Origin of the sequence: Cupriavidus necator, from assembly GCF_040578825.1 — a bacterium.
In the GTDB taxonomy this organism is placed as follows: domain Bacteria; phylum Pseudomonadota; class Gammaproteobacteria; order Burkholderiales; family Burkholderiaceae; genus Cupriavidus; species Cupriavidus necator_E.
In genome coordinates this window covers 40,022-61,011 of the sequence record NZ_JBEFLI010000031.1, presented here as the reverse complement: position 1 = coordinate 61,011, position 20,990 = coordinate 40,022, and the positions used below count along the sequence as shown (strand labels likewise).

Sequence of the window (20,990 nt, the reverse complement as noted above, 5' to 3'; positions counted from 1 at the left end):
CCGCCCGCACCAGACCACAGGAGACAGCACGTGAGCATCGACTACAGCCAGAAGATCCCCAACAACGTCAACCTGTCCGACGACCGCGCGCTGCAGCGGGCGCTGGAGCACTGGCAGCCGGCCTTCCTCGACTGGTGGCGCGACATGGGGCCGGAGGGCTCGCACAACTTTGACGTGTACCTGCGCACCGCGGTGTCGGTCGATCCTTCGGGCTGGGCGCATTTCGAGCACGTCAAGATGCCGGACTACCGCTGGGGCATCTTCCTGCAGCCGGCCGAGCCCGAGCGCAAGATCCATTTCGGCGAGCACAAGGGCGAAGCCGCGTGGCAGGATGTGCCGGGCGAGCACCGCGCCAACCTGCGCCGCATCATCGTGACGCAGGGCGACACCGAGCCCGCCTCGGTCGAGCAGCAGCGCCACCTGGGCCTGACCGCACCCAGCCTGTACGACCTGCGCAACCTGTTCCAGGTCAACGTGGAAGAAGGCCGCCACCTGTGGGCGATGGTGTACCTGCTGCACCGCTACTTCGGCCGCGACGGCCGCGAGGAAGCCGAGGCGCTGCTGGATCGCCGCTCGGGCGACCAGGACAACCCGCGCATCCTCGGCGCCTTCAACGAGCGCACGCCGGACTGGCTGTCGTTCTTCATGTTCACCTACTTCACCGACCGCGACGGCAAGTTCCAGCTCTGCGCGCTGGCCGAGTCCGGCTTCGATCCGCTGGCGCGCACCACGCGCTTCATGCTGACCGAGGAGGCGCACCATATGTTCGTCGGCGAATCGGGCGTGTCGCGCGTGATCCAGCGCACCTGCGAGGTAATGCGCGAACGCGGCATCGAAGACCCGGCCGACGTGCGCGCCGCTGGCGTGATCGACCTGGAGACCATCCAGCGCTACCTGAACTTCCACTACAGCGTCACCATCGACCTGTTCGGCGCCGACCAGTCATCGAACGCGGCTACCTTCTACAGCGCCGGCCTGAAGGGCCGCTTCGAAGAAGGCAAGCGCACCGACGACCATGTGCTCAAGAGCGATGTCTATCGCGTGCTGGAAGTGCGCGACGGCCACCTGGGCGAGCGCGAGGTGCCGATGCTCAACGCGCTCAATGAAGTGCTGCGCGATGACTACATCAAGGACAGCATGGGCGGCGTGGCGCGCTGGAACAAGGTGATCGAGAAGGCCGGCATCCCGTTCCGGCTGACCGTGCCGCACAAGGCCTTCAACCGCAAGATCGGCACGCTGGCCAATGTGCATGTGTCGCCCGCGGGCGAGCTGATTTCCGAGGCCGAATGGAAGGCCAACGAGCGCAGGTGGCTGGCCACCGACGAGGACCGCGCCTTTGTCGCATCGCTGATGGGGCGCGTGACCGAGCGCGGCAAGTACGCCAACTGGATCGCGCCGCCGGCGGTGGGCATCAACCGCCAGCCGATGGATTTCGAGTACGTGCGTTTCAACTGAGCTCCCACCACAACAAGGAGACATCCGGAGACACGCCATGGGCGCCCCCGACATCATCAAGCAGCACCTGATCGATCCGGAAATCTGCATCCGCTGCAATACATGCGAGGACACCTGTCCGATCGACGCGATCACACACGACGACCGCAACTACGTGGTCAAGGCGGACGTCTGCAATGGCTGCAACGCCTGCCTGTCGCCCTGCCCCACCGGCGCCATCGACAACTGGCGCACCATGCTGCGCGGCGAGGCTTACCCGATCGAGGCCCAGTTGCTGTGGGACGAGCTGCCGCCGGAGGTGCCGCTGCCGGACCTTGGCGGCGAAACGGAAACCCCGTCCGCAACCACGCCTACGGGCATGGCAGCGGGACCTGACACCGCCATCCAGTCTGTCGAGACCAGCAGCCATACGTCGCCACGCGCGCCGTGGTCGGCCGCCCATCCGTACGTCAACCTGCATGGCGCGCGCGCGCCGGTGGCGGCGACCGTGGCCGGCAACTACCGGCTGACGGCGGAGGACGCGTCCAGCGACGTGCACCATATCGTGCTGGACTTCGGCACCCACTTCTTCCCGATCCTGGAAGGCCAGTCGATCGGCATCGTGCCGCCGGGCACGGATGCCTCGGGCAAGCCGCATTACATCCGGCTGTACTCGGTCGCCAGCCCGCGCGACGGCGAGCGGCCGGGCTATAACAACCTGGCGCTGACAGTGAAGCGGGTCGACCAGGACCACGAAGGCAAGCCGGTGCGCGGGGTCGCCTCCAATTACCTGTGCGACCTGGCCAAGGGCGATACGGTGCAGGTGGTCGGTCCGTTCGGCACCACCTTCCTGATGCCCAACCACGCCGAGGCCAGCGTGATGATGATCTGCACCGGCACGGGTTCAGCGCCGATGCGCGCCATGACCGAGCGCATGCGGCGCAATATGGCGCACTTCAACGGCCGCCGGCTGCTGTTCTTCGGCGCGCGCAATGCCAATGAACTGCCGTACTTCGGCCCGCTGCTGAAGCTGCCCAAGGACTTCCTGGAGATCCATTTCGCCTTCTCGCGCGATCCCGCGACGCCGCGGCGCTATGTGCAGGATGCGATCCGCGAAGCCCCCGGCAGCGTGGCGGCGCTGCTGGGCGATGCCAACGGCCATGTCTATATCTGCGGCCTCAAGGGCATGGAGGCAGGCGTGCTGGCGGCTTTCGAAACGGTTTGCGCCGGCGCCGGTCTTAACTGGAGCGAGGTCGAGGCCACGATGAAGGCCGAGGGCCGGCTGCATATCGAGACTTATTAGCGCTTTCGCGTCACGCCAGCGCTGGTTGCCGAAGGCCCGCGCGCCGCCGTCGAAGGCGCGCGGGCCGTCATGTTTTTCCCCAAACACTTCCCTTCTGAAATGCACCGCCTATAATCTTTCTGAAGAAACAGGAGCATGGCAATGCAATCCAGGCGGATTCCGGAAACCGATCCCGCCGGCGGCCCCGACCCCGGCACCACGCTGACCAAGGCGGTCATGCGCGCCGCCGGCTTCCTCGGCATCAGCCAGGCCGTGGTGGCGAGCGTACTGGGCATCAGCACAGCCTCGGTCTCGCGCATGGCCTCCGGTGGCTATGTGCTCGATGCGCACCGCAAGGAATGGGAGTTCGGCGTCTTGTTCGTACGACTGTTCCGCTCGCTGGATGCCATCCTGGGCCACGGCGACCAGGCCCGGCTATGGCTGACCAATGAAAACCTCGCGCTGGGCGGCAAGCCTCTTGAAATGATCCGTACGACGGAAGGTCTGGTCCGTGTCGTTCACTACCTGGACGCCACCCGCGGTCGCATCTGAGCGCAGGCGTTTCGCGCTCACGTTGTGGCGGGCGGTGGAGGCCCAGCACGTCGTATCCACCATGCCGCTGGTCGACAGCCTGGAAGAACAGGCTGTGCTGGAAGCCGTGCTCGATGCCGGCAAGCCCGCCGTGCCGCTCGAGGCGCGCCACCTGCACTACCTGCTGTTCACCCCGTTCCGCTACCCGCCCTCGCCCTGGGGCTCGCGCTTTCGCGCCGGCCAGGACCCGGGCGTGTTCTATGGCGCCCACGAGATCCGCACGGCCTGCGCCGAGCTCGGCTTCTGGCGCTGGCGCTTTCTCAACGACAGCCCCGCCTTGCCGCGCATCGATGCGCGTGCGCAGACACTGTTCGAGGTACGCATCGACACCGACGGCGTGGCGCTGGACGCCCCGCCCTTCGATCGCGACCGCGACGCCTGGACCGACCCCGACAACCACGAGCCCTGCCAGGCCTTCGGCCGCGTGGTGCGCGAGGCGGGCCTCGGCATGATCCGCTATACCTCCGTGCGCGACCCGCTGCACGGCCCCTGCGGCGCGGTGCTGACGCCGCGCGCTTTCTCGCACCCGACGCCGCTGGCCACCACCACCTGGATGCTGACGGTACGCCGCGACCGCGTGATCTGGCAGCGCGACGACCTGCTGCAGCGCGACAGCTTCGAGTTCGAGGCTCCGCTGTGGCAGCGCACAAGCGAAAGCGCCAGCAACGGCTGAACCTAGTCTCCCCGCCGGCGATCTAATCGTTGTGGCAGGCGGCAATGCGCACCGCTTGGAAGTATTTGCAAACAGGTGTTGCAATGCGCAACCGGATGCCATATAATCTTTTCTTCGACGGACGCGGGGTGGAGCAGTCTGGCAGCTCGTCGGGCTCATAACCCGAAGGTCGCAGGTTCAAATCCTGCCCCCGCAACCAACCGCATGCCGATGCGGTTGATCACTGCAAACGCATCCGATCCGTCATACAGACAAACCCGCCTAGGCGGGTTTTTTTGTTTTGGTTCGCCGCTCGACGCAAACGCTTCGTAGCGCTTCGTTTCCGGTACCTGGCAACTGCCCGCAACCAGTCCATACGGGCCGGCACCAATGCGGTCACCAATGCGGTAATACCCGCCCCCGCAACAGCCCCGGCGCCCTCTGCCGGGGTGATACACTTTCGCCATTCCTCCCGGACGCCCCTCATGAAATTCTGCTCGAACTGTGGCCATGCGGTCGTGTTGCGCGTGCCTGACGGCGACAACCGCCCGCGCAGCGTTTGCGACAACTGCGGCACCATCCACTACGTCAACCCCCGCAACGTTGTCGGCACGATTCCGGTGTGGGAGGACAAGATCCTGCTGTGCAAGCGCGCCATCGAGCCGCGCTACGGCTTCTGGACGCTGCCGGCGGGCTTCATGGAGATCGGCGAGACCACCGCGCAGGCGGCCTCGCGCGAAACGCTGGAAGAAGCCGGCGCCCGCGTGCAGGTGGGCGAGCTGTTCTCAATCCTGAACGTGCCGCACGTGCACCAGGTGCATCTTTTCTACCTGGCCACGCTGGATGACCTGGATATCGCGCCGGGCGAGGAAAGCCTCGAGGTCAAGCTGGTGGAAGAAGCCGATGTGCCTTGGGATGAACTGGCCTTCCCCACCGTGATCCACACACTGCAATGTTTCTTTGCCGACCGCGCCGCCGGCCGGCTGCAGGACGGCAGCTTCCGGCTGCACAGCCTGGACATCGACAAGCCCATGCGCCCGCTGACCAGCCGGGCCACGGTCACGCCCTGAGCGGCGGACCGGCAAGCGCTGATCGCGCCCTACGGCACGGCCCGCATGATCGCCTGGCTGGACCCGCAAGACCCGTTTCCACCGGTTGAGCACGCGCTCGGCCCCGATTCGGACGCGCCCGGGTTGCTCGCGGCCAGCCGCGACCTGTCGCCCCAGCGGCTGCTGCTGGCGTACCGGCAAGGCATCTTTCCCTGGTATTCCAGCGGCCAGCCGGTGCTGTGGTGGAGCACCGACCCGCGCATGGTGCTGGCGCCGCCGGCGCTGCGCGTCTCGGTCACGCTGCGCAAGACCCTGAGGCGCGTGCTGCGCGATGCCGACTGGGAAGTCCGCGTCGACGAGAACTTCCAGGCGGTGATGCGCGCCTGCGCCACCACGCCGCGCGACGGCCAGGACGGCACCTGGATCACCGACGACATCATTGCCGCTTACGGCACACTGCACCGCAACGGCATGGCGCACTCGGTCGAGAGCTGGTACCGCGGCGAGCGCGTCGGCGGCCTGTATGGCGTGGCGCTGGGCCGGATGTTCTTCGGCGAATCGATGTTTGCGCACCGCACCGACGCCTCCAAGATCGCGCTGGCCGCGCTGTGCGCGTTCCTCGGCAATCACGGCGTGGCGATGATAGACTGCCAGCAGGAAACCGATCACCTGGCCTCGCTGGGTGCGCGCCACATTCCCCGCGCGGATTTTGTCAGGCACGTGCGGATGGCGACGGCGCAGCCGGCGATCAGCCCGTGGCGGTTTGACAAATCGGTGCTGGCGCGCTGGGCCGGGACGCCAGCGACCCCGGCCGGCTGAACCTGGTAGTGGACGCTACCGCTTTCTGTCCGTCCACCCGCACCGTCCCGCCCGGAGCCCCCAGAGCCATGAGCAAGCTGAAGGAACTACCGCTCTCCGCGCTGCAGTTCTACGCCACGGCGCCCTACGCTTGCAGCTATCTCGAAGGCCGCATGGCACGCTCGCAGGTCGCCACGCCGGCGCACCTGATCAATGCCGACGTCTACTCCCGGCTGGTGCGCGCGGGCTTCCGCCGCAGCGGCATCTTCACCTACCGCCCCTATTGCGACGACTGCCATGCCTGCACGCCGTGCCGCGTGCTGGTCGACCAGTTCTCGCCCGACCGCTCGCAGCGCCGCGCCTGGCGCCGGCATGAGCACCTGCAGGCGCTGGTGGCGCCGCTGACCTACGTCGAAGAGCACTATTCGCTATACCTGCTGTACCAGTCGATGCGCCACGCCGGCGGCGGCATGGACCAGGACAGCCGCGACCAGTACGAGCAGTTCCTCCTGCAAAGCCGCGTCAACTCGCGCCTGGTCGAGTTCCGCGAACCGCCGGGCTCGCCCGAGGCCGGGCGCCTGCGCATGGTCAGCATGATCGATGTGCTCGACGACGGGCTGTCGTCGGTCTACACCTTCTACGACCCCCTCGAGCGCAACGCCAGCTACGGCACCTATAACATCCTGTGGCAGATCCGCCAGACGCGCGCGCTGGGGCTGCCGCACCTGTACCTCGGCTACTGGATCGCCGACAGCCGCAAGATGGCGTACAAGGCGCGCTTCCACCCGCTGCAGGTGCTGACCAGCAACCACTGGCACGCGTTCGAGGACGTCGCCTCAGAGGCGGCCGGGCCGGTGCCGCCGCCCACGCAGGAATAGCGGGCTGCCAGCGCCGGGCCGCGCGGGCCAGCGGCCCAGCCGCTACAATGCCGGCCTGGTATCGACTTCTGCGCCGCCCCGCCGGCCGCCTCCCCACGTGCTCAACGCGCTCTACCCCCTGTTTCGCCCCGCCCTGTTCTCGATGGATGCCGAGGACGCCCACCACTTCACGCTGAACAACCTGATCCGCGCCCACCGCATGGGCCTGGCCGGCTGCCTCGGCAACAAGATCGCCGACGACCCGCGCACGGTGATGGGGGTGCGCTTTCCCAACCCGGTCGGGCTGGCTGCGGGGCTGGACAAGGACGGTGCCTATATTGACGGGCTGGCGGCGTTCGGCTTCGGCTTTATCGAGGTGGGCACGGTCACGCCGCGCGCGCAGCCTGGCAACCCGCGCCCGCGCATGTTCCGGCTGCCGCAGGCGGATGCGCTGATCAACCGCATGGGCTTCAACAACGGCGGCGTCGATGCCTTCGTCGCCAACGTGCGGGCGTCGCGCTGGAAGGCCGAGGGCGGCGTGCTGGGCCTGAATATCGGCAAGAACGCCGATACGCCGATCGAGCGCGCCAACGACGACTACCTGTACTGCCTGGAGCGGGTCTACCCGCACGCCAGCTACGTGACGGTCAATATCTCGTCGCCCAACACCAAGAACCTGCGCCAGCTGCAGGGCGCGAGCGAACTGGACAGCCTGCTGTCGACGCTGAAGAACGCGCAGCAACGCCTGGCCGACCAGCACAAGCGCTATGTGCCGCTGGCGCTGAAGATCGCGCCGGATCTCGATGCCGACCAGATCGGCAATATCGGCGACGCGCTGGTGCGGCACAAGATCGACGGCGTGATCGCCACCAATACGACGATCTCGCGCGATGCGGTGAAGGGCCTGCCGCATGCCGACGAAGCCGGCGGCCTGTCCGGGCGTCCGGTGTTCGAGCCTTCGACGCGGGTGGTGCGCGCGCTGCACGCAGTGGTCGGCGATGCGGTACCGATCGTCGGCGTGGGCGGGATCTTCAGCGGCGCCGATGCGCGCGCCAAGATCGATGCCGGCGCAAAGCTGGTGCAGGTCTACAGCGGCCTGATCTATCGCGGCCCGGCGCTGGTGCGTGAATGCGCGGCCGCGCTGCGCCGCTGAGCCGAGGAGAACCTCGACGCCGGGGACGCGCAACGGCATGAAGATGTCGTCACCGCAATCGGGGTAATCCACAAGCAAATCACGAATCCCACGCAATAATATGCGCCTCGATGGCTGATTGCGGGCGTCTGACAGCATCAGATGCCCCACTTCGGCATGATGACTGAGCATTTCGTGCGCGAGAAATGGTATCCTCGCAGGCTTATCGCTGTCGCATCCGACGCGCCCGCGCACGCTCCCTCCAGCCGCAGGAAGCCGCCGCGCACGCCCGGACCGGCACCGTACGCCAGCGTGCGCGCGGGTGCCAGGACGGCGGACCGAACCATCCGCGGCCGCATCCTATCCAGAACCGAGCTATCGGGGGAGAACAGATAATGAAGTCCATCAAGGGTCTCGCAGCAACCAAGTCGATCCTGGGCGGCGCCGTGGCGCTGGCTCTGCTGTACGGCGGCGCCGTGCAGGCCCAGACCGTCAAGGTGCTGTCGATCGTCGACCATCCGGCGCTGGACGCCATCCGCGACGGCGTGCGCGCCGAACTGAAGGCCGCCGGCTATGACGCCGACAAGAGCCTGAAGTGGGAATACCAGAGCGCCCAGGGCAATACCGGCACCGCCGCGCAGATCGCCCGCAAGTTCGTCGGCGACAACCCGAATGCCATTGTTGCCATCGCCACCCCGTCGGCCCAGGCCGTGGTCGCCGCCACCAAGAGCGTGCCGGTGGTGTACTCGGGCGTGACCGATCCGGTTGCCGCGCAGCTGGTCAAGAGCTGGTCGGCGTCGGGCACCAACGTGACCGGCGTGTCGGACAAGCTGCCGCTGGACAAGCAAGTCGCGCTGATCAAGCGCGTGGTGCCCAAGGCCAAGAACGTCGGCATGGTCTACAACCCGGGTGAAGCCAACTCGGTGGTGGTGGTCAAGGAACTGAAGGAGCTGCTGGCCAAGGAAGGCCTGACCCTGAAGGAAGCCGCCGCGCCGCGCACCGTGGACATCGGCCCGGCCGCCAAGAGCCTGATCGGCAAGGTCGACGTGATCTACACCAACACCGACAACAACGTGGTGTCGGCGTATGAGGCGCTGGTCAAGGTTGCCAACGAATCGAAGATCCCGCTGGTCGCTGCCGATACCGACAGCGTCAAGCGTGGCGCCGTGGCCGCGCTGGGCGTCAACTATGGCGACCTGGGCCACCAGACCGGCAAGGTCGTGGTGCGCATCCTGAAGGGCGAGAAGCCGGGCGCGATCGCCTCGCAGACCAGCGACAACCTGGAACTCTTCGTCAACACCGGTGCCGCCGCCAAGCAAGGCGCCACGCTGTCGCCGGAGCTGATCAAGGAAGCCAAGACCGTCATCAAGTAAGCACTGCGAAGCACTGCCACCCCTGCCGTCGCAAGACGGCGGGTGCTCCGCCGGTCTTACCCGGAACGGCGGCACAGAACAGGGCGAGGCGGCCGGCGGCTCCACCCGGGCACGCCGGCCCACCTGCCCCGAAGCCGGCGACCAGGCAGCCGCCGGACCCTGCAACAGGATTCCCCCAATGTCTCTCTTTTCCCTTCTGGGCGCCCTGGAGATCGGCCTGATCTTCAGCCTGGTGGCGCTCGGGGTGCTGATTTCCTTCCGCATCCTCAACTTTCCCGACCTGACTGTTGACGGCAGCTTTCCGCTGGGCGGCGCCGTGGCCGCGACACTGATCGCCACTGGCCAGGACCCGTTTGTCGCCACCGCCGTGGCGATCGCCGCGGGTGCGCTGGCCGGCTTTATCACCGGCTGGCTCAACGTGCGCCTCAAGATCATGGATCTGCTCGCCAGTATCCTGATGATGATCGCGCTGTACTCGGTTAACCTGCGCATCATGGGCCGCCCCAACGTGCCGCTGATCACCGAGCCCACCATGTTCACCATCCTGCAGCCGGAGTGGCTGCCTGACTACGTGCTGCGTCCGCTGGTGCTGTTCGTGGTGGTGGTGATCGCCAAGGTCGGCCTGGACTGGTTCTTCAGCTCACAGCTGGGCCTGGCGATGCGCGCCACCGGCGCCAACCCGCGCATGGCACGGGCCCAGGGCATCGCCACCGGCCGCGCCACGCTGGCCGGCATGGCGCTGTCCAACGCGCTGGTGGCACTGGCCGGCGCGCTGTTCGCGCAGACCCAGGGCGGCGCCGATATCTCGATGGGCATCGGCACCATCGTGATCGGCCTGGCCGCCGTGATCATCGGCGAAACCGTGCTGCCGGCGCGCCGCCTGATCTGGACCACGCTGGCGGTGGTGCTGGGCGCCATCCTGTACCGCTTCTTTATCGCGCTGGCGCTGAACAGCGACTTCATCGGCCTGAAGGCGCAGGACCTGAACCTGGTCACCGCCGCGCTGGTGACGATCGCGTTGGTGCTGCCGGCCACGCGCAAGAAGCTGTTCGCCCGCAAGAACGGAGGTGCCTGAGATGCTGCGCGCACAAGACCTGAAGCTCACCTTCAACCCGGGCACCCCGATCGAGACCCGCGCGCTGCGCGGGCTCAGCCTGGAGATCCCGAGCGGCCAGTTCGTGGCCGTGATCGGCTCCAACGGCGCCGGCAAGTCCACCTTCCTGAATGCGATCAGCGGCGACCAGATGGTCGACTCGGGCCGCATCACCATCGACGACACCGACGTCACGCGCAAGCCGGCGTGGGACCGCGCCCACCTGGTCGCGCGTGTGTTCCAGGACCCGATGGCCGGCACCTGCGAGGCGCTGACGATCGAGGAAAACATGGCGCTGGCGATGGCGCGCGGCAGCCGGCGCGGCTTCCGCGCGGCGCTGAACCGCGGCTCGCGCGAGCTGTTCCGCGAGAAGCTGCGGCTGCTGAACCTGGGGCTGGAAAACCGGCTGACCGACCGCATCGGCCTGCTGTCCGGCGGCCAGCGCCAGGCGGTCAGCCTGCTGATGGCCTCGCTGCAGCCGTCGCGCATCCTGCTGCTGGATGAGCACACCGCCGCGCTGGACCCGAAGACCGCCGCCTTCGTGCTGGAGCTGACCGCGCGCATCGTCGAGGAAAGCAAGCTGACCACGATGATGGTGACGCACAGCATGCGCCAGGCGCTGGACTATGGGCAGCGCACGGTGATGCTGCACCAGGGGCAGGTGGTGCTGGATGTGTCGGGCGACAAGCGCAAGGGGCTGGATGTGCCGGACCTGCTGAAGATGTTCGAGCAGACGCGGCATGAGCAGTTGGATGATGATGCGTTGTTGCTGGGGTGATCCAGCGTAAAAACGGGGAGCTTCTGCTCCCCGTTATTTTGCGCAGTCTCCCGGCATCTAAGGGCGCTGAGTGTGTTCTCCCTCTCCCGACTTGCGGGAGAGGGGAGCAAACCAGCAGCGTTTTTCAGAACGTCCGAACCCTCAATCGATCGTGATCTGCCGCTGCCGGATCACCCCAGCCCAGCGCGCACTCTCCTTCTGTATCGCGGCCGCAAGCTGCTGCGGCGTACCGCCCGCCGCTTCCATCCCCAGCGTGGCCAGCCTTTCCTTCAGCGTCGCATCGGCCAGCACCGCATCAACGTGCTGGCTGAGCTTGCGCACGATCTCCGCGGGCGTTCCCGCCGGCGCCATCAGCGCATACCACGACACCGCCTCGAACTTCGGGAAGCCCTGTTCGGCAATGGTCGGCACATCGGGCAGCACCGCCGAGCGTTTGGCGCTGGCCACACCCAGCGGGCGCAGCTTGCCGGCCTTGATATAGGGCAGCGCCGCCGACATCTGCGCGAACATCATCGTCACCTGGCCCCCGACCAGATCGGTCATGGCGGGGCTGACGCCCTTGTACGGCACGTGGTTCAGCTTGATACGGCCGTCGAGCTGCAGCAGTTCGCCGGCCAGGTGCGCCTGGCTGCCGGCGCCGGGCGAGGCGAAGCTCAGTTCGCCCGGCTTCTGCCCGGCCAGCTTGACCAGCTCCGCCAGCGATTTGACCGGCGTGGCCGCATTGACCACCAGCACGTTCTCGGCGGTGGCCAGCATCGCCACCGGCGCCAGGTCGGCCGGCTTGTATGGCAGGTTCGGCATCAGCGTGGGGTTCACCGCGATATTGCCGACCGGCACCAGCGCCAGCGTATAGCCGTCCGGCGCGGCCTTGGCCACCATGTCGACGCCGATGGTACCGGCGGCGCCGGCCTTGTTCTCCACCAGCACGCTCTGGCCGGTGGCCTTGGCGATGCCTTCGCCGACCGCGCGGCCGAGCACGTCGGCGGGCCCGCCCGGGGCGAACGGCACCACGATGCGGATCGGCTTGGCGGGGTACGCGGGCGGCTGGGCCAGCGCAGGCGCGGCGGCGAGCCACGGCGCGCAGGCCGCGATGCAGGCGAGCAGGCCGCGCATGGCAGTGCGCCGATAGAGAGAACTTACAGCGGGCTTCACGGCAACTTCCACATCAGGTTTCACAGCGGTCTTCATGACGGTTTCCCCTATTTGGCAGTGATCAGGCTTGGCTCCCCCACCGCGCCGGCAGTCTAGTGATGGTGCGTAGCCGTGTCCGCTCCGGCATCGGTCAGCGCAAACCCTGCCTGGTCCGCTTCGCGTGCGAGCGCAGGCAGAACGGCATAGTCGGCCGGCTGCACCGGCGCGAAGCGCGCCAGCCCCAGCATGGACAGCAGCGCGGTCCCCGTTGCCCCCTCATGCAGCGTCAGCAGCGCGGCACGCACATACGCGCACTCGTGCGGGTCAGCCTGCGCCGATGCCACCAGGGGGGGAATCGGCGCGGCCGGAGTCACCTCCAGCGTTTTCAGCTGGCCCGCGAGCCCGGGTTCAAAGCGGCGCAGCAGGTCCAGCACATAGCTGTCGACCACACCCACCTCGGCATCTCCGCCGATGACCGCATCGATGACCTCGCGCGGGGTCGGCGTGGGCGCGGCGGCAGGCCGGTACAGCGCACGGGTGCCGGCCGGCGCCAGCCGCATCAGGTGATGGCGCGGCGCGTTGTAGCCCGAGTTGGACTCAGGCAGCATGCATGCCAGCCGAGCGCCGAAGGTCTGCGCCAGCGTCTGCACCGGCGCGTCCGCGCGCACGATGAATTCGCTGAAGTAGACCGGTCGTCCGCCGTAGCGCGCCAGCGCAGGCACCGGCGCGGCCAGCAGTTGCGGCGGCACCGCCGCGCTGGCATAGGGATACCCGCACATAAACACGCAGCCGCAGTCCGGCCGCGCCCATAGCGCGTTGACCGGGGCCGGCGCGGCATGCTCGACATACGGCAGGTCCACGCCGGCGCGGTCGGCCACGTGCGCCAGCAGCGCACGCCAGGCCTGCTCCACCGGCGCGCTGACCGAGTACATGCGGGCGTTGGCGATCATGCGTACAGCAACCTCTGGCCCAGGCCGCGGCTCTCGGCCTTTTTCAGGATGGCGTGGCCCAGCGCGATATCGCTCAGCGACAGCCCGCGGTGCCAGAACAGGTTGGTCTCGTCGTCGCTCTGGCGGCCCGGCTTGCGCCCGGCGACGATCTCGCCCAGCTCGGCATAGAGCGTCTGTTCCGACAGCTTGCCGGCTTCCACATGCGCGCGCAGCGAGCCGAACATGCCGCCCTTGCACTGGCCCCAGTCATCCACCACCAGCTTGTCCATGATGTCGGTCAGCGACAGCTCGACCGCGCTCATGGTGCCGTACGGCACGACAAAGGCACCGCGCTTGATCCAGTCGGTCTTCAGCATCGGCGTCGGCCGCTCCAGGCGCGAGGCCTCGATCACGATATCGGCGCCGCGCACGCACGACTCCCAGTCTTCGGTGACCACGATCTTCTTGCCGAGATCGCGCTCCAGCCGCGCGGCGAAGGCATTGCGGCTTTCGGGGCGGCGCGAGTGCACGCGGATCTCGTCGAAGTCGAACAGGCTGTCGAGCAGGCGCACGTTCCAGTAGGAGGTGCCGCGCGCCCCGATATGGCCCAGCACCTTGCTGTTGCGGCGCGCCAGATGCTTGGCGCCGAGCGCGGTCAGCGCGCCGGTGCGGGCATCGGTGATGAAGGTCGCGTCGATCATTGCCACAGGCACGCCGGTGCGCGGATCGAACAGGTTGAGCATCGCCATTTCCGACGGCAGCCCGAGCTTGTAGTTGTCGACGAAGTCGCCGACGATCTTGACGCCCGCCAGCCCCAGCGGCGCCACGTAGCCGCGCAGCACATTGAAGTGGCCGTTGAACGCGGGGTCGGGAATCAGGTGCACGCGCGGCTCGATCACGGTCTGGCCGTTGCCCTGCGCTACCAGCGCCTGTTCGACCGCGTCGAGGATCTCGGCGTCGGTCATTTCCAGGCGCGCGATGTCCTTGCCGTTGATATAGGTGAGATGGATGTCGCTCATACAGTCTCCTGCTTCTGGGATGGAAAACCTGCACACGGCTGCTGCGTGCCTTGCGGCGCATGGCGTGTGTCGATGGAGTCCAGTGTAGGTATGGCGCCATTGACTGTCATATGCTTATATGTCCGCCAGCCTTAACATCAGGTTAATGCCATGAAAATGAACCTGCGCCAGATCGAGGTATTCCGCGCCGTGATGCTGACCGGCTCGATCAGCGGCGCGTCCAAGCTGCTGTATGTGTCGCAGCCGGCCATCAGCCGGCTGATGTCGCACACCGAGCAGCGCCTGGGCCTGGCGTTGTTCCGCCGCACCAAGGGGCGGCTCTACCCTACGCCCGAAGCGCGGCGCCTGCTGGGCGAGGTGAATGCGGTCTACGAAGGGATCGAGCGCGTCAACGAGATCGCCGAGGACCTGGCGGCCAACCGCACCGGCAGCCTGCGCCTCACGTGCAGCCCCAACCTGGGCCAGACCGTGCTGCCGCGCGCGCTTGCAAGCTTTCGCGGGGCACACCCGGCGGTGCGCGTGGTGGTGCGTACGCAGATCCCCGGCAATATGCTGCGCGCGCTACTGTCGGGACAGGTGGACCTGGCCGTGTCGAACATGCCGCTGGTGCACCCCAACCTGGAGGCGCGCCTGCTGGTGAAGAACGCGATCGTGGCGCTGGTGCCGGCGGATCACCGGTTGGCCACGCGCAGCTGGGTGCGCCCGGCGGAGCTGGTTGGAGAAGACCTGATCGGCTATGGACCAGACGTGCCGTTCGGATTGCTGGTCCGCGAGATGTTCGGCAGCGAGGGCAACCAGCCCGATATGCGGGTGCAGGTGGAACAGGCGCACGTGGCGCGCGCGCTGGCGCAGGCGGGCGCCGGCATCGCGCTGGTCGATGCCATGACCGTGTTCGGCCAGAGCTGGCCCAATATCGTCGCGGTGCCGATACGCACCAAGGTCAATGCCTCGGTGCAGATCTTCCATGTGCAGACCGAACCGCTGTCGCGGCTGGCGCTGGAATTCGTGGATATGCTGACGGGGATGATGAAAGGCTAGTGGTGCTGTACTGAAGCCTCAGACCGTCGCCGCCTTGTCCAGCCAGCGCGTCAGCTGGTCCGTCACCGCCGAGCTCGAGAACGAGCAGCTGTCCTGAGCGAACACCGCCGACATCTCGAGCCGGCGCAGCAGCTCTTCCATCGCCTGTCCGTAGACCGGTGGCAGCGACAGCCCGCTGCCCGCTTCGCGCCACGCGCGCACCAGTTCGCCTGCGGGCATGGTTCCGGCCAGGTGTTGGTCCAGTGCGGCACGCATGCGCGCCAGTGCTTCGTTGTTGGCGGCGCTCATGAACGTGCCCTCCTTTCCTTGTAGAGTTCGCGGAACGTGCGGCCCGCCGGGGCGGGCATGTCGCGGGTTTCGGTCCAGCCCTTGCCGGCCATCGGCAGGCTGGCGATCAGCTTGTTGCGGCCGCCCATGCGCCCCAGCAGCCAGGCGCCGATGCGGGTGGCGAAAGCATACAGTTCGGGGCGTTTGGCGACATAACCCCACGCCTGCAGCGCGAACCGCTCCTGCCATGGCCGCAGGCCGCGCTCCATCTGCTTCTCGCGCAGCTTGCGCAGCAGGTCGGACAGCGGGATCGAGGCCGGGCACACACGATTGCACTCGCCGCACATGGTCGCCGCCTGTGGCAGGTCGATCGCGTTGGCGAGGCCGACATAGCTCGGCGTCAGCACGCTGCCCATCGGTCCCGGGTAGACCCAGCCATAGGCATGGCCGCCGATCTTCTGGTAGACCGGGCAATGGTTCATGCAGGCGCCGCAGCGGATGCAGCGCAGCATCTCCTGGAAGTCGCCGCCGATCAGGCCGCTGCGGCCGCCATCGACCAGCACGAAATACATATGCTGCGGGCCATCGCGCTCGCCTTCCGCGCGCGGGCCGGTCAGCAGCGAGAAATAGTTCGAGATCGCCTGCCCCGTGGCCGAGCGCGGCAGCAGCCGCATCACCGTGGCCAGGTCTTCCAGCGTCGGCAGTACCTTCTCGATGCCGGTCACGGCCACGTGCACCCGCGGCATTACCGTGCACATGCCCTCGTTGCCCTCGTTGGTGACGACCGCCACGGAACCGGTCTCGGCGATGATGAAGTTGCCGCCGGTGACGCCCATGTCGGCGCTCAGGAACTCGGGGCGCAGCACTTCGCGCGCCTCGCGCGTCATCTCCGGGATCTCGGTCAGGCGCGGCTTGTGGTGGACGCGGGCGAACAGGCCGGCGATCTCGTCCTTGTCCTTGTGCACCACCGGCGCAATGATGTGCGACGGCGGTTCAGAGTCGTTGATCTGCAGGATGTACTCGCCCAGGTCGGTCTCGATGCTTTGCACGCCCATCTCGCCCAATACCTGGTTCAGGCGCATTTCCTCGGTCACCATCGACTTGCTCTTGATGACCTTCTTCACGCCATGCTTCTGCGCGATCTCGGCGACAAGGCGTGCAGCGTCGGCGGTGGTCTCGGCGAACAGCACGGTGGCACCGCGCTTGCGCGCGTTCTCTTCGAAGGTGGCGAGCCAGACGTCGAGGTTTTCCAGCGCGCGGTTGCGGCGTTCCTTCAGCGCCTCGCGCGTGGCATCGAAATCGATGTCGCGGATCGCATCGGCGCGCGCGGTGACGAACTTGGTCGATAGCTTCTTCAGGTTCTGCTGCAGGCGCTGGTCGGCCAGCTTCTGGCCGGCGCGCGCCTTGAATTCCATGCTGTGGACTTGCATCGTGGCGGGTTCCCGGTGTCGGCGGAGGTCAGGCGTCGCCGGCCAGCACCTGGGCGATATGCAGCACGCGCGTGCTGCTGTCGCCGGTGCGGCGCAGGCGGCCTTCGATATTGAGGATGCAGCCCAGGTCGCCGAGCACGACCGCATCGGCGCCGCTGGCCTTGATATTGGCGCACTTCTCGTCGACGATCGCCGTCGAGATATCGCCGTACTTGACCGAGAAAGTGCCGCCGAACCCGCAGCAGGCCTCGCAGTCCTTCATCTCGGTCAACTGCACGCCGGGCAGGCGCGCCAGCAGTTCGCGCGGCTGGCTTTTGACGCCTAACTCGCGCAGGCCGGAACAGGAATCGTGGTAAGTGACGTGGCCGGCGAACGAAGACGGCAGCGCCTCGACCTGGGCCACGTCGGCCAGGAATTCGGTCAGCTCGAACACGCGTTCGCGCAGGCGCTCGTAGCGGCCGTTGAGCTCGGGATCGTCGCGCAGCAGGTCGGCGTAATGGTGGCGGATCATGCCGCCGCAACTGCCCGACGGCACCACGATGTAGTCGAACATCTCGAACTCGCGCAGGAATTTCTCCGCCAGGTCGCGCGACACGCGGCGCTCGCCCGAGTTGTAGGCCGGCTGGCCGCAGCAGGTCTGCGCCTCGGGCACCATGACCTCGTAGCCGGCGGCTTCCAGCAGCTTGAGCACGGAAAAACCGATCTCCGGCCGCATCAGGTCCACCAGGCAGGTGGCGAACAGACCAACTCGCATTGCTTGCTTCTCCAGACCCCGAAACCCCGCAATTATGCGCGCTTGGCGCCTCGCGTGGCGCACAAACGCTTCAGCACGACCATTTGTCCGGTGCCATGCACATCACTTTGAGTGAGCGACATCACGGCCCAATTCTTACCGTAATGTCATTTCACCTATTGAAATTTTCACGATGCGAGATAGAATCAGACAGACGCTTAAATTTGCCGCAAAGCAGCATTTTCTCTTTTCCACCTATGTCCGACGCAGACAAGTCACCCGGCAAGACGTCCATTCAGGTCATCGAGCGCATGATGACCCTGCTGGACGCCCTCGCGCAGCACGCCGATCCGGTCAGCCTGAAAGAGCTTTCGCTGGCCACCGGGCTGCATCCCTCCACCGCCCACCGCATCCTGAACGACATGGTGGCGTGCCGCTTCGTCGATCGCTCCGATCCCGGCAGCTACCGTCTCGGCATGCGCTTGCTGGAACTGGGCAACCTGGTCAAGGCACGCCTGTCGGTGCGTGAGGCGGCGCTGGCGCCGATGCGCGCGCTGCACCGCGTCACGGGCCAGACTGTCAACCTGTCGGTACGGCAGGGCGACGAGATTGTCTATATCGAGCGCGCCTACAGCGAGCGCTCCGGCATGCAGGTGGTGCGCGCCATTGGCGGCCGCGCCCCGCTGCACCTGACCTCGGTCGGCAAGCTGTTCCTGGCCGCGGACGAAGCGGCGCGCGTGCGCAACTACGCTACCCGCACCGGGCTGGCCGGGCACACCCGCACCTCGATTACCGACCTGACCAAGCTTGAACGCGAACTGAACTGGGTCCGCACCAATGGCTACGCCCGCGACAACGAGGAGCTGGAGCTGGGCGTGCGCTGCATCGCCGCCGGCATCTATGACGACTCGCGCCGGCTGGTGGCCGGGCTGTCGCTGTCGGCACCTGCCGACCGGCTGCAGGATAGCTGGCTGCAGAACCTGAAGGACACCGCGCTGCAGATCTCGCGTGGCATGGGTTACGTGACGGAAGCCGCGGCCTGAGCCGCACAAGGCGGCAAAAAGCAGGACAGGCATAACAAGGCGCGCGGGCGGCCGGCAACGGCGGTCCGCGCGTTTTGCTTTTGGCGGCCCTTTTATTTGCCTGATCCGCTGGTTTACCCTTAGTTTTCAGATAACCAGCAAACCTTATAATCGGCGCCATGCGAACCCGTGCCGTCACCCTGACCGAACAGGTCACCCGCCAGCTACGCGCCGACATCGAGAGCGGCGCCTATCCGGTGGGCACTCGCCTGCCCACCGGCCGGCAGCTGGCCGAGCAATATGGCGTCAGCGCCGCGGTGATCCGCGAGGTCACCGAGCACCTGCGTTCGCAGGGCTTTGTTGAGACGCGCCAGGGTGTCGGCTGCACGGTGCGCTCGCGCACCGGCGCGGCGGGCTTCCAGTTGCCGCGCGAGCCGGATATCGATGCGGCCGGCCTGGCCGACCTCTACGACCTGCGCATCGATCTCGAAGGCGCCGCCGCCGCGCTGGCCGCAGTACGCCGCACCGATGAGGACATCGAGACGCTGAGCACGCTGCTGCAGCGCCTGCGCGCCCATCTTTACGATGCGCAGCCGGCCGCCGATATCGACGCCGCCTTCCATATCGGCATTGCCGCCGCCACGCACAACCCGTATTACCGCCAGCTGTTGCAGTACCTGAACCTGCAACTGCACCAGGCCGTTGCCACCGCGCGCGCCAATACGCTGCGCCAGGCCGGGCTGGCCGAAAGCGTGCATGCCGAGCATGAAGCGATCGTCGATGCCATCCGGCGCGGCGACGCCGCGGCAGCGCGCGCGGCGGCAGTCACGCACCTGCAATGCGCCGCACGGCGGCTTGGCCTGACCTTGCGCACGCGCGCCGCTGAAACGCCGGCGGCCGCGGGGGGCGCCCGCCCTTCCCTCCCTTAAGACGACACCGACGACACGGACGACACCGCCATCATGCAAACCGGCCAATTCGCGCAACGCCTTACCGAAGCCCTCGGCACCGACACCGTCCTGACCCACCCCGACGACATCGCCCCATGGCTGTCCGACTGGCGCGGCATCTACCGCGGCCAGGCCCAGGCCGTGGTGCGGCCGCGCACCGTGGACGAGGTCGCGCGTGCGCTGGCGCTGTGCCAGCAGGCAGCGGTGCCGGTGGTGCCGCGCGGCGGCAATACCGGCCTGTGCGGCGGCGCCACGCCCGATGCGCAGCCGCAGAATGTGGTGCTGAGCCTGGAGCGCATGAACGCGGTGCGCTCGCTCGACACCATCGCCAACACCATGGTGGCCGAGGCCGGCTGCATCCTTGGCAACCTGCGCCGCGCCGCGCAAAAGGCCAACCGGCTGCTGCCGCTGTCGCTGGCCGCGGAGGACTCCTGCCAGATCGGCGGCAACCTGGCGACCAATGCCGGCGGCGTCAACGTGGTGCGTTATGGCATGGCGCGCGAGCTGGTGCTCGGCGTGGAAGCGGTGCTGCCCAACGGCGAGGTGTTCCATGGGCTGCGCACGCTGCGCAAGGACAATACCGGCTATGACCTGAAGCAGTTGCTGATCGGCTCGGAAGGCACGCTGGGCGTGATCACCGCGGCCGCGCTGCGGCTGTTCCCGCGCACCGATACGCGCAGCGTGGTGCTGGCGGCGGTGGCCTCGCCGGCGCAGTCGCTGCAACTGTACGAGCTGCTGTTCGAGCAGTGCGGCGCACGGCTGCAGGCGTTCGAGTTTTTTACCGGCGACTGCCTGGACCTGGTGCTCACGCATGCGGAAGGCGTGCAGGAGCCGTTCGCGCAGCGCTACCCGGCGTACGTGCTGGTGGAGCTGGCCGATACCACCGACGAGGACGCGCTCAACGCGCTGCTCGAACGCGTGATCGGCGACGCGCTGGAGCGCGAGCTGTGCCTCGATGCGGCAGTGTCGGCCTCGCTTGCGCAGCTGCAGGCGCTGTGGAAGCTGCGCGAGGAGATCTCCGAAGCGCAACGCGCCGACGGCCCCCACCTGAAGCACGACGTGTCATTGCCGATCGAGCAGATCCCGACCTTCATGGACTCGATGGAGGCCCGGCTGCGCCAGCTCGATCCCGCCATCCGGCCCTTTATCTTCGGCCACTTCGGCGACGGCAACCTGCACTACAACCTGTCGCGGCCGGCCGGGGCCGACAAGGACTGGGCGGCCAGGCAAGGCGATGCGGTGACCGATGCGGTGCTGGATGAAGTGATGCGCTACGGCGGCAGCATCAGCGCCGAGCATGGCATCGGCCAGCTCAAGCGCCACGCCTTCCTCGAAGTCAAGGATCCGCTGGAGCTGCGGCTGATGCGCGAGATCAAGGCCGTGTTCGACCCGGCCGGGATCATGAACCCCGGCAAGCTGCTCTGACAGCGCG

At 67.2% G+C, this 20,990-nt stretch carries 21 protein-coding genes and 1 tRNA gene; 16 read left to right on the top strand and 6 right to left on the bottom strand.

Going from position 1 to position 20,990, the window contains the following annotated elements; all coding sequences use genetic code 11:
- Positions 1 to 30: 30 nt before the first annotated feature.
- The 12 genes from boxB to AB1I47_RS16930 all read left to right on the top strand — a co-directional run bounded on the left by boxB (position 31) and on the right by AB1I47_RS16930 (position 11,039).
- Positions 31 to 1,455, top strand: a complete 1,425-nt coding sequence (gene boxB, locus AB1I47_RS16985) for a benzoyl-CoA 2,3-epoxidase subunit BoxB (RefSeq protein ID WP_354684908.1) — start codon at positions 31 to 33, stop codon at positions 1,453 to 1,455.
- A 37-nt stretch (positions 1,456 to 1,492) separates the two neighbouring features.
- Positions 1,493 to 2,737 carry a benzoyl-CoA 2,3-epoxidase subunit BoxA gene (gene boxA / locus AB1I47_RS16980; protein WP_354684907.1) on the top strand — a complete coding sequence of 415 codons (1,245 nt, stop codon included), beginning with the start codon at positions 1,493 to 1,495 and terminating at the stop codon, positions 2,735 to 2,737.
- 141 nt (positions 2,738 to 2,878) lie between these two features.
- Entirely contained in the window at positions 2,879 to 3,268 is a 390-nt protein-coding gene (locus tag AB1I47_RS16975; RefSeq protein WP_035815700.1) for an MbcA/ParS/Xre antitoxin family protein, read from the top strand.
- Positions 3,228 to 3,980, top strand: a complete 753-nt coding sequence (locus AB1I47_RS16970) for an RES family NAD+ phosphorylase (RefSeq protein ID WP_354684906.1) — start codon at positions 3,228 to 3,230, stop codon at positions 3,978 to 3,980. The genes AB1I47_RS16975 and AB1I47_RS16970 overlap by 41 nt, the downstream gene beginning before the upstream one ends.
- A 122-nt stretch (positions 3,981 to 4,102) precedes the next feature.
- Positions 4,103 to 4,179 (top strand) — tRNA-Met (locus AB1I47_RS16965).
- 265 nt (positions 4,180 to 4,444) lie between these two features.
- Positions 4,445 to 5,029 (top strand): NUDIX hydrolase, encoded by a 585-nt coding sequence (locus AB1I47_RS16960; protein WP_354684905.1) that lies wholly within the window; start codon positions 4,445 to 4,447, stop codon positions 5,027 to 5,029.
- A gap of 45 nt (positions 5,030 to 5,074) precedes the next feature.
- Positions 5,075 to 5,827, top strand: coding sequence for a leucyl/phenylalanyl-tRNA--protein transferase (gene aat, locus AB1I47_RS16955; RefSeq protein ID WP_354684904.1), 753 nt, complete (start codon positions 5,075 to 5,077; stop codon positions 5,825 to 5,827).
- A gap of 68 nt (positions 5,828 to 5,895) precedes the next feature.
- The gene (locus AB1I47_RS16950) at positions 5,896 to 6,684 is read left to right on the top strand and encodes an arginyltransferase (protein WP_354684903.1); all 789 of its coding nucleotides are present in this window, start codon (positions 5,896 to 5,898) and stop codon (positions 6,682 to 6,684) included.
- Positions 6,685 to 6,781: 97 nt separating this feature from the next.
- Positions 6,782 to 7,816 (top strand): quinone-dependent dihydroorotate dehydrogenase, encoded by a 1,035-nt coding sequence (locus tag AB1I47_RS16945; protein WP_354684902.1) that lies wholly within the window; start codon positions 6,782 to 6,784, stop codon positions 7,814 to 7,816.
- A 374-nt stretch (positions 7,817 to 8,190) separates the two neighbouring features.
- Positions 8,191 to 9,168 (top strand): ABC transporter substrate-binding protein, encoded by a 978-nt coding sequence (locus tag AB1I47_RS16940; protein WP_354684901.1) that lies wholly within the window; start codon positions 8,191 to 8,193, stop codon positions 9,166 to 9,168.
- Positions 9,169 to 9,346: 178 nt separating this feature from the next.
- On the top strand, positions 9,347 to 10,243 hold the full coding sequence (locus AB1I47_RS16935; RefSeq protein WP_354684900.1) for an ABC transporter permease: 897 nt from the start codon (positions 9,347 to 9,349) through the stop codon (positions 10,241 to 10,243).
- A 1-nt stretch (position 10,244) separates the two neighbouring features.
- Positions 10,245 to 11,039 carry an ABC transporter ATP-binding protein gene (locus AB1I47_RS16930; RefSeq protein WP_354684899.1) on the top strand — a complete coding sequence of 265 codons (795 nt, stop codon included), beginning with the start codon at positions 10,245 to 10,247 and terminating at the stop codon, positions 11,037 to 11,039.
- A 141-nt stretch (positions 11,040 to 11,180) separates the two neighbouring features.
- On the opposite strand, the gene AB1I47_RS16925 is transcribed toward AB1I47_RS16930, so the two are convergent.
- Genes AB1I47_RS16925 through AB1I47_RS16915 form a run of 3 tightly spaced genes read right to left on the bottom strand, consistent with a single transcriptional unit; the run spans position 11,181 to position 14,118 of the window.
- Positions 11,181 to 12,227, bottom strand: a complete 1,047-nt coding sequence (locus AB1I47_RS16925; protein WP_354684898.1) for a tripartite tricarboxylate transporter substrate binding protein — start codon at positions 12,225 to 12,227, stop codon at positions 11,181 to 11,183.
- A gap of 56 nt (positions 12,228 to 12,283) precedes the next feature.
- A complete protein-coding gene (locus AB1I47_RS16920) occupies positions 12,284 to 13,120 on the bottom strand; it encodes a phosphate/phosphite/phosphonate ABC transporter substrate-binding protein (protein ID WP_354684897.1) in 837 nt (278 codons plus the stop codon).
- The gene (locus tag AB1I47_RS16915; protein ID WP_354684896.1) at positions 13,117 to 14,118 is read right to left on the bottom strand and encodes an ornithine cyclodeaminase family protein; all 1,002 of its coding nucleotides are present in this window, start codon (positions 14,116 to 14,118) and stop codon (positions 13,117 to 13,119) included. The genes AB1I47_RS16920 and AB1I47_RS16915 overlap by 4 nt, the downstream gene beginning before the upstream one ends.
- Positions 14,119 to 14,268: 150 nt before the next feature.
- On the opposite strand from AB1I47_RS16915, the gene AB1I47_RS16910 reads away from it, so the two are divergent.
- Positions 14,269 to 15,156 carry a LysR substrate-binding domain-containing protein gene (locus AB1I47_RS16910; RefSeq protein ID WP_354684895.1) on the top strand — a complete coding sequence of 296 codons (888 nt, stop codon included), beginning with the start codon at positions 14,269 to 14,271 and terminating at the stop codon, positions 15,154 to 15,156.
- A gap of 18 nt (positions 15,157 to 15,174) precedes the next feature.
- On the opposite strand, the gene AB1I47_RS16905 is transcribed toward AB1I47_RS16910, so the two are convergent.
- The 3 genes from AB1I47_RS16905 to AB1I47_RS16895 are packed head-to-tail and all read right to left on the bottom strand — an operon-like array spanning position 15,175 to position 17,607.
- Positions 15,175 to 15,444, bottom strand: a complete 270-nt coding sequence (locus AB1I47_RS16905; protein ID WP_354684894.1) for a hypothetical protein — start codon at positions 15,442 to 15,444, stop codon at positions 15,175 to 15,177.
- Positions 15,441 to 16,853 carry a LutB/LldF family L-lactate oxidation iron-sulfur protein gene (locus AB1I47_RS16900; RefSeq protein ID WP_354684893.1) on the bottom strand — a complete coding sequence of 471 codons (1,413 nt, stop codon included), beginning with the start codon at positions 16,851 to 16,853 and terminating at the stop codon, positions 15,441 to 15,443. The genes AB1I47_RS16905 and AB1I47_RS16900 overlap by 4 nt, the downstream gene beginning before the upstream one ends.
- 28 nt (positions 16,854 to 16,881) lie before the next feature.
- Positions 16,882 to 17,607: a (Fe-S)-binding protein gene (locus tag AB1I47_RS16895; protein ID WP_354684892.1), complete on the bottom strand. Its 726-nt coding sequence runs from the start codon at positions 17,605 to 17,607 to the stop codon at positions 16,882 to 16,884.
- A gap of 236 nt (positions 17,608 to 17,843) precedes the next feature.
- Here AB1I47_RS16895 and AB1I47_RS16890 point away from each other — a divergent pair, with 236 nt between their 5' ends.
- The 3 genes from AB1I47_RS16890 to AB1I47_RS16880 all read left to right on the top strand — a co-directional run bounded on the left by AB1I47_RS16890 (position 17,844) and on the right by AB1I47_RS16880 (position 20,983).
- On the top strand, positions 17,844 to 18,629 hold the full coding sequence (locus tag AB1I47_RS16890; protein ID WP_354684891.1) for an IclR family transcriptional regulator: 786 nt from the start codon (positions 17,844 to 17,846) through the stop codon (positions 18,627 to 18,629).
- Between the two features lie 158 nt (positions 18,630 to 18,787).
- Positions 18,788 to 19,537 carry a FadR/GntR family transcriptional regulator gene (locus tag AB1I47_RS16885; RefSeq protein WP_354684890.1) on the top strand — a complete coding sequence of 250 codons (750 nt, stop codon included), beginning with the start codon at positions 18,788 to 18,790 and terminating at the stop codon, positions 19,535 to 19,537.
- A gap of 33 nt (positions 19,538 to 19,570) precedes the next feature.
- Positions 19,571 to 20,983, top strand: a complete 1,413-nt coding sequence (locus AB1I47_RS16880) for an FAD-binding oxidoreductase (RefSeq protein ID WP_354684889.1) — start codon at positions 19,571 to 19,573, stop codon at positions 20,981 to 20,983.
- Positions 20,984 to 20,990 lie beyond the last annotated feature (7 nt).

Excerpts from the sequence above, each read along its gene's own strand:
- AB1I47_RS16905 (WP_354684894.1), bottom strand. The coding sequence starts at position 15,444 with ATGAGCGCCGCCAACAACGAAGCACTGGCGCGCATGCGTGCCGCACTG.
- AB1I47_RS16960 (WP_354684905.1), top strand. The coding sequence starts at position 4,445 with ATGAAATTCTGCTCGAACTGTGGCCATGCGGTCGTGTTGCGCGTGCCT.
- AB1I47_RS16925 (WP_354684898.1), bottom strand. The coding sequence starts at position 12,227 with ATGAAGACCGCTGTGAAACCTGATGTGGAAGTTGCCGTGAAGCCCGCT.
- AB1I47_RS16920 (WP_354684897.1), bottom strand. The coding sequence starts at position 13,120 with ATGATCGCCAACGCCCGCATGTACTCGGTCAGCGCGCCGGTGGAGCAG.
- boxA (WP_354684907.1), top strand. The coding sequence starts at position 1,493 with ATGGGCGCCCCCGACATCATCAAGCAGCACCTGATCGATCCGGAAATC.
- AB1I47_RS16915 (WP_354684896.1), bottom strand. The coding sequence starts at position 14,118 with ATGAGCGACATCCATCTCACCTATATCAACGGCAAGGACATCGCGCGC.
- AB1I47_RS16890 (WP_354684891.1), top strand. The coding sequence starts at position 17,844 with ATGTCCGACGCAGACAAGTCACCCGGCAAGACGTCCATTCAGGTCATC.
- AB1I47_RS16935 (WP_354684900.1), top strand. The coding sequence starts at position 9,347 with ATGTCTCTCTTTTCCCTTCTGGGCGCCCTGGAGATCGGCCTGATCTTC.
- AB1I47_RS16895 (WP_354684892.1), bottom strand. The coding sequence starts at position 17,607 with ATGCGAGTTGGTCTGTTCGCCACCTGCCTGGTGGACCTGATGCGGCCG.
- AB1I47_RS16910 (WP_354684895.1), top strand. The coding sequence starts at position 14,269 with ATGAAAATGAACCTGCGCCAGATCGAGGTATTCCGCGCCGTGATGCTG.
- AB1I47_RS16880 (WP_354684889.1), top strand. The coding sequence starts at position 19,571 with ATGCAAACCGGCCAATTCGCGCAACGCCTTACCGAAGCCCTCGGCACC.
- AB1I47_RS16900 (WP_354684893.1), bottom strand. The coding sequence starts at position 16,853 with ATGCAAGTCCACAGCATGGAATTCAAGGCGCGCGCCGGCCAGAAGCTG.
- aat (WP_354684904.1), top strand. The coding sequence starts at position 5,075 with ATGATCGCCTGGCTGGACCCGCAAGACCCGTTTCCACCGGTTGAGCAC.
- AB1I47_RS16940 (WP_354684901.1), top strand. The coding sequence starts at position 8,191 with ATGAAGTCCATCAAGGGTCTCGCAGCAACCAAGTCGATCCTGGGCGGC.
- AB1I47_RS16950 (WP_354684903.1), top strand. The coding sequence starts at position 5,896 with ATGAGCAAGCTGAAGGAACTACCGCTCTCCGCGCTGCAGTTCTACGCC.
- AB1I47_RS16885 (WP_354684890.1), top strand. The coding sequence starts at position 18,788 with ATGCGAACCCGTGCCGTCACCCTGACCGAACAGGTCACCCGCCAGCTA.
- AB1I47_RS16930 (WP_354684899.1), top strand. The coding sequence starts at position 10,245 with ATGCTGCGCGCACAAGACCTGAAGCTCACCTTCAACCCGGGCACCCCG.
- AB1I47_RS16975 (WP_035815700.1), top strand. The coding sequence starts at position 2,879 with ATGCAATCCAGGCGGATTCCGGAAACCGATCCCGCCGGCGGCCCCGAC.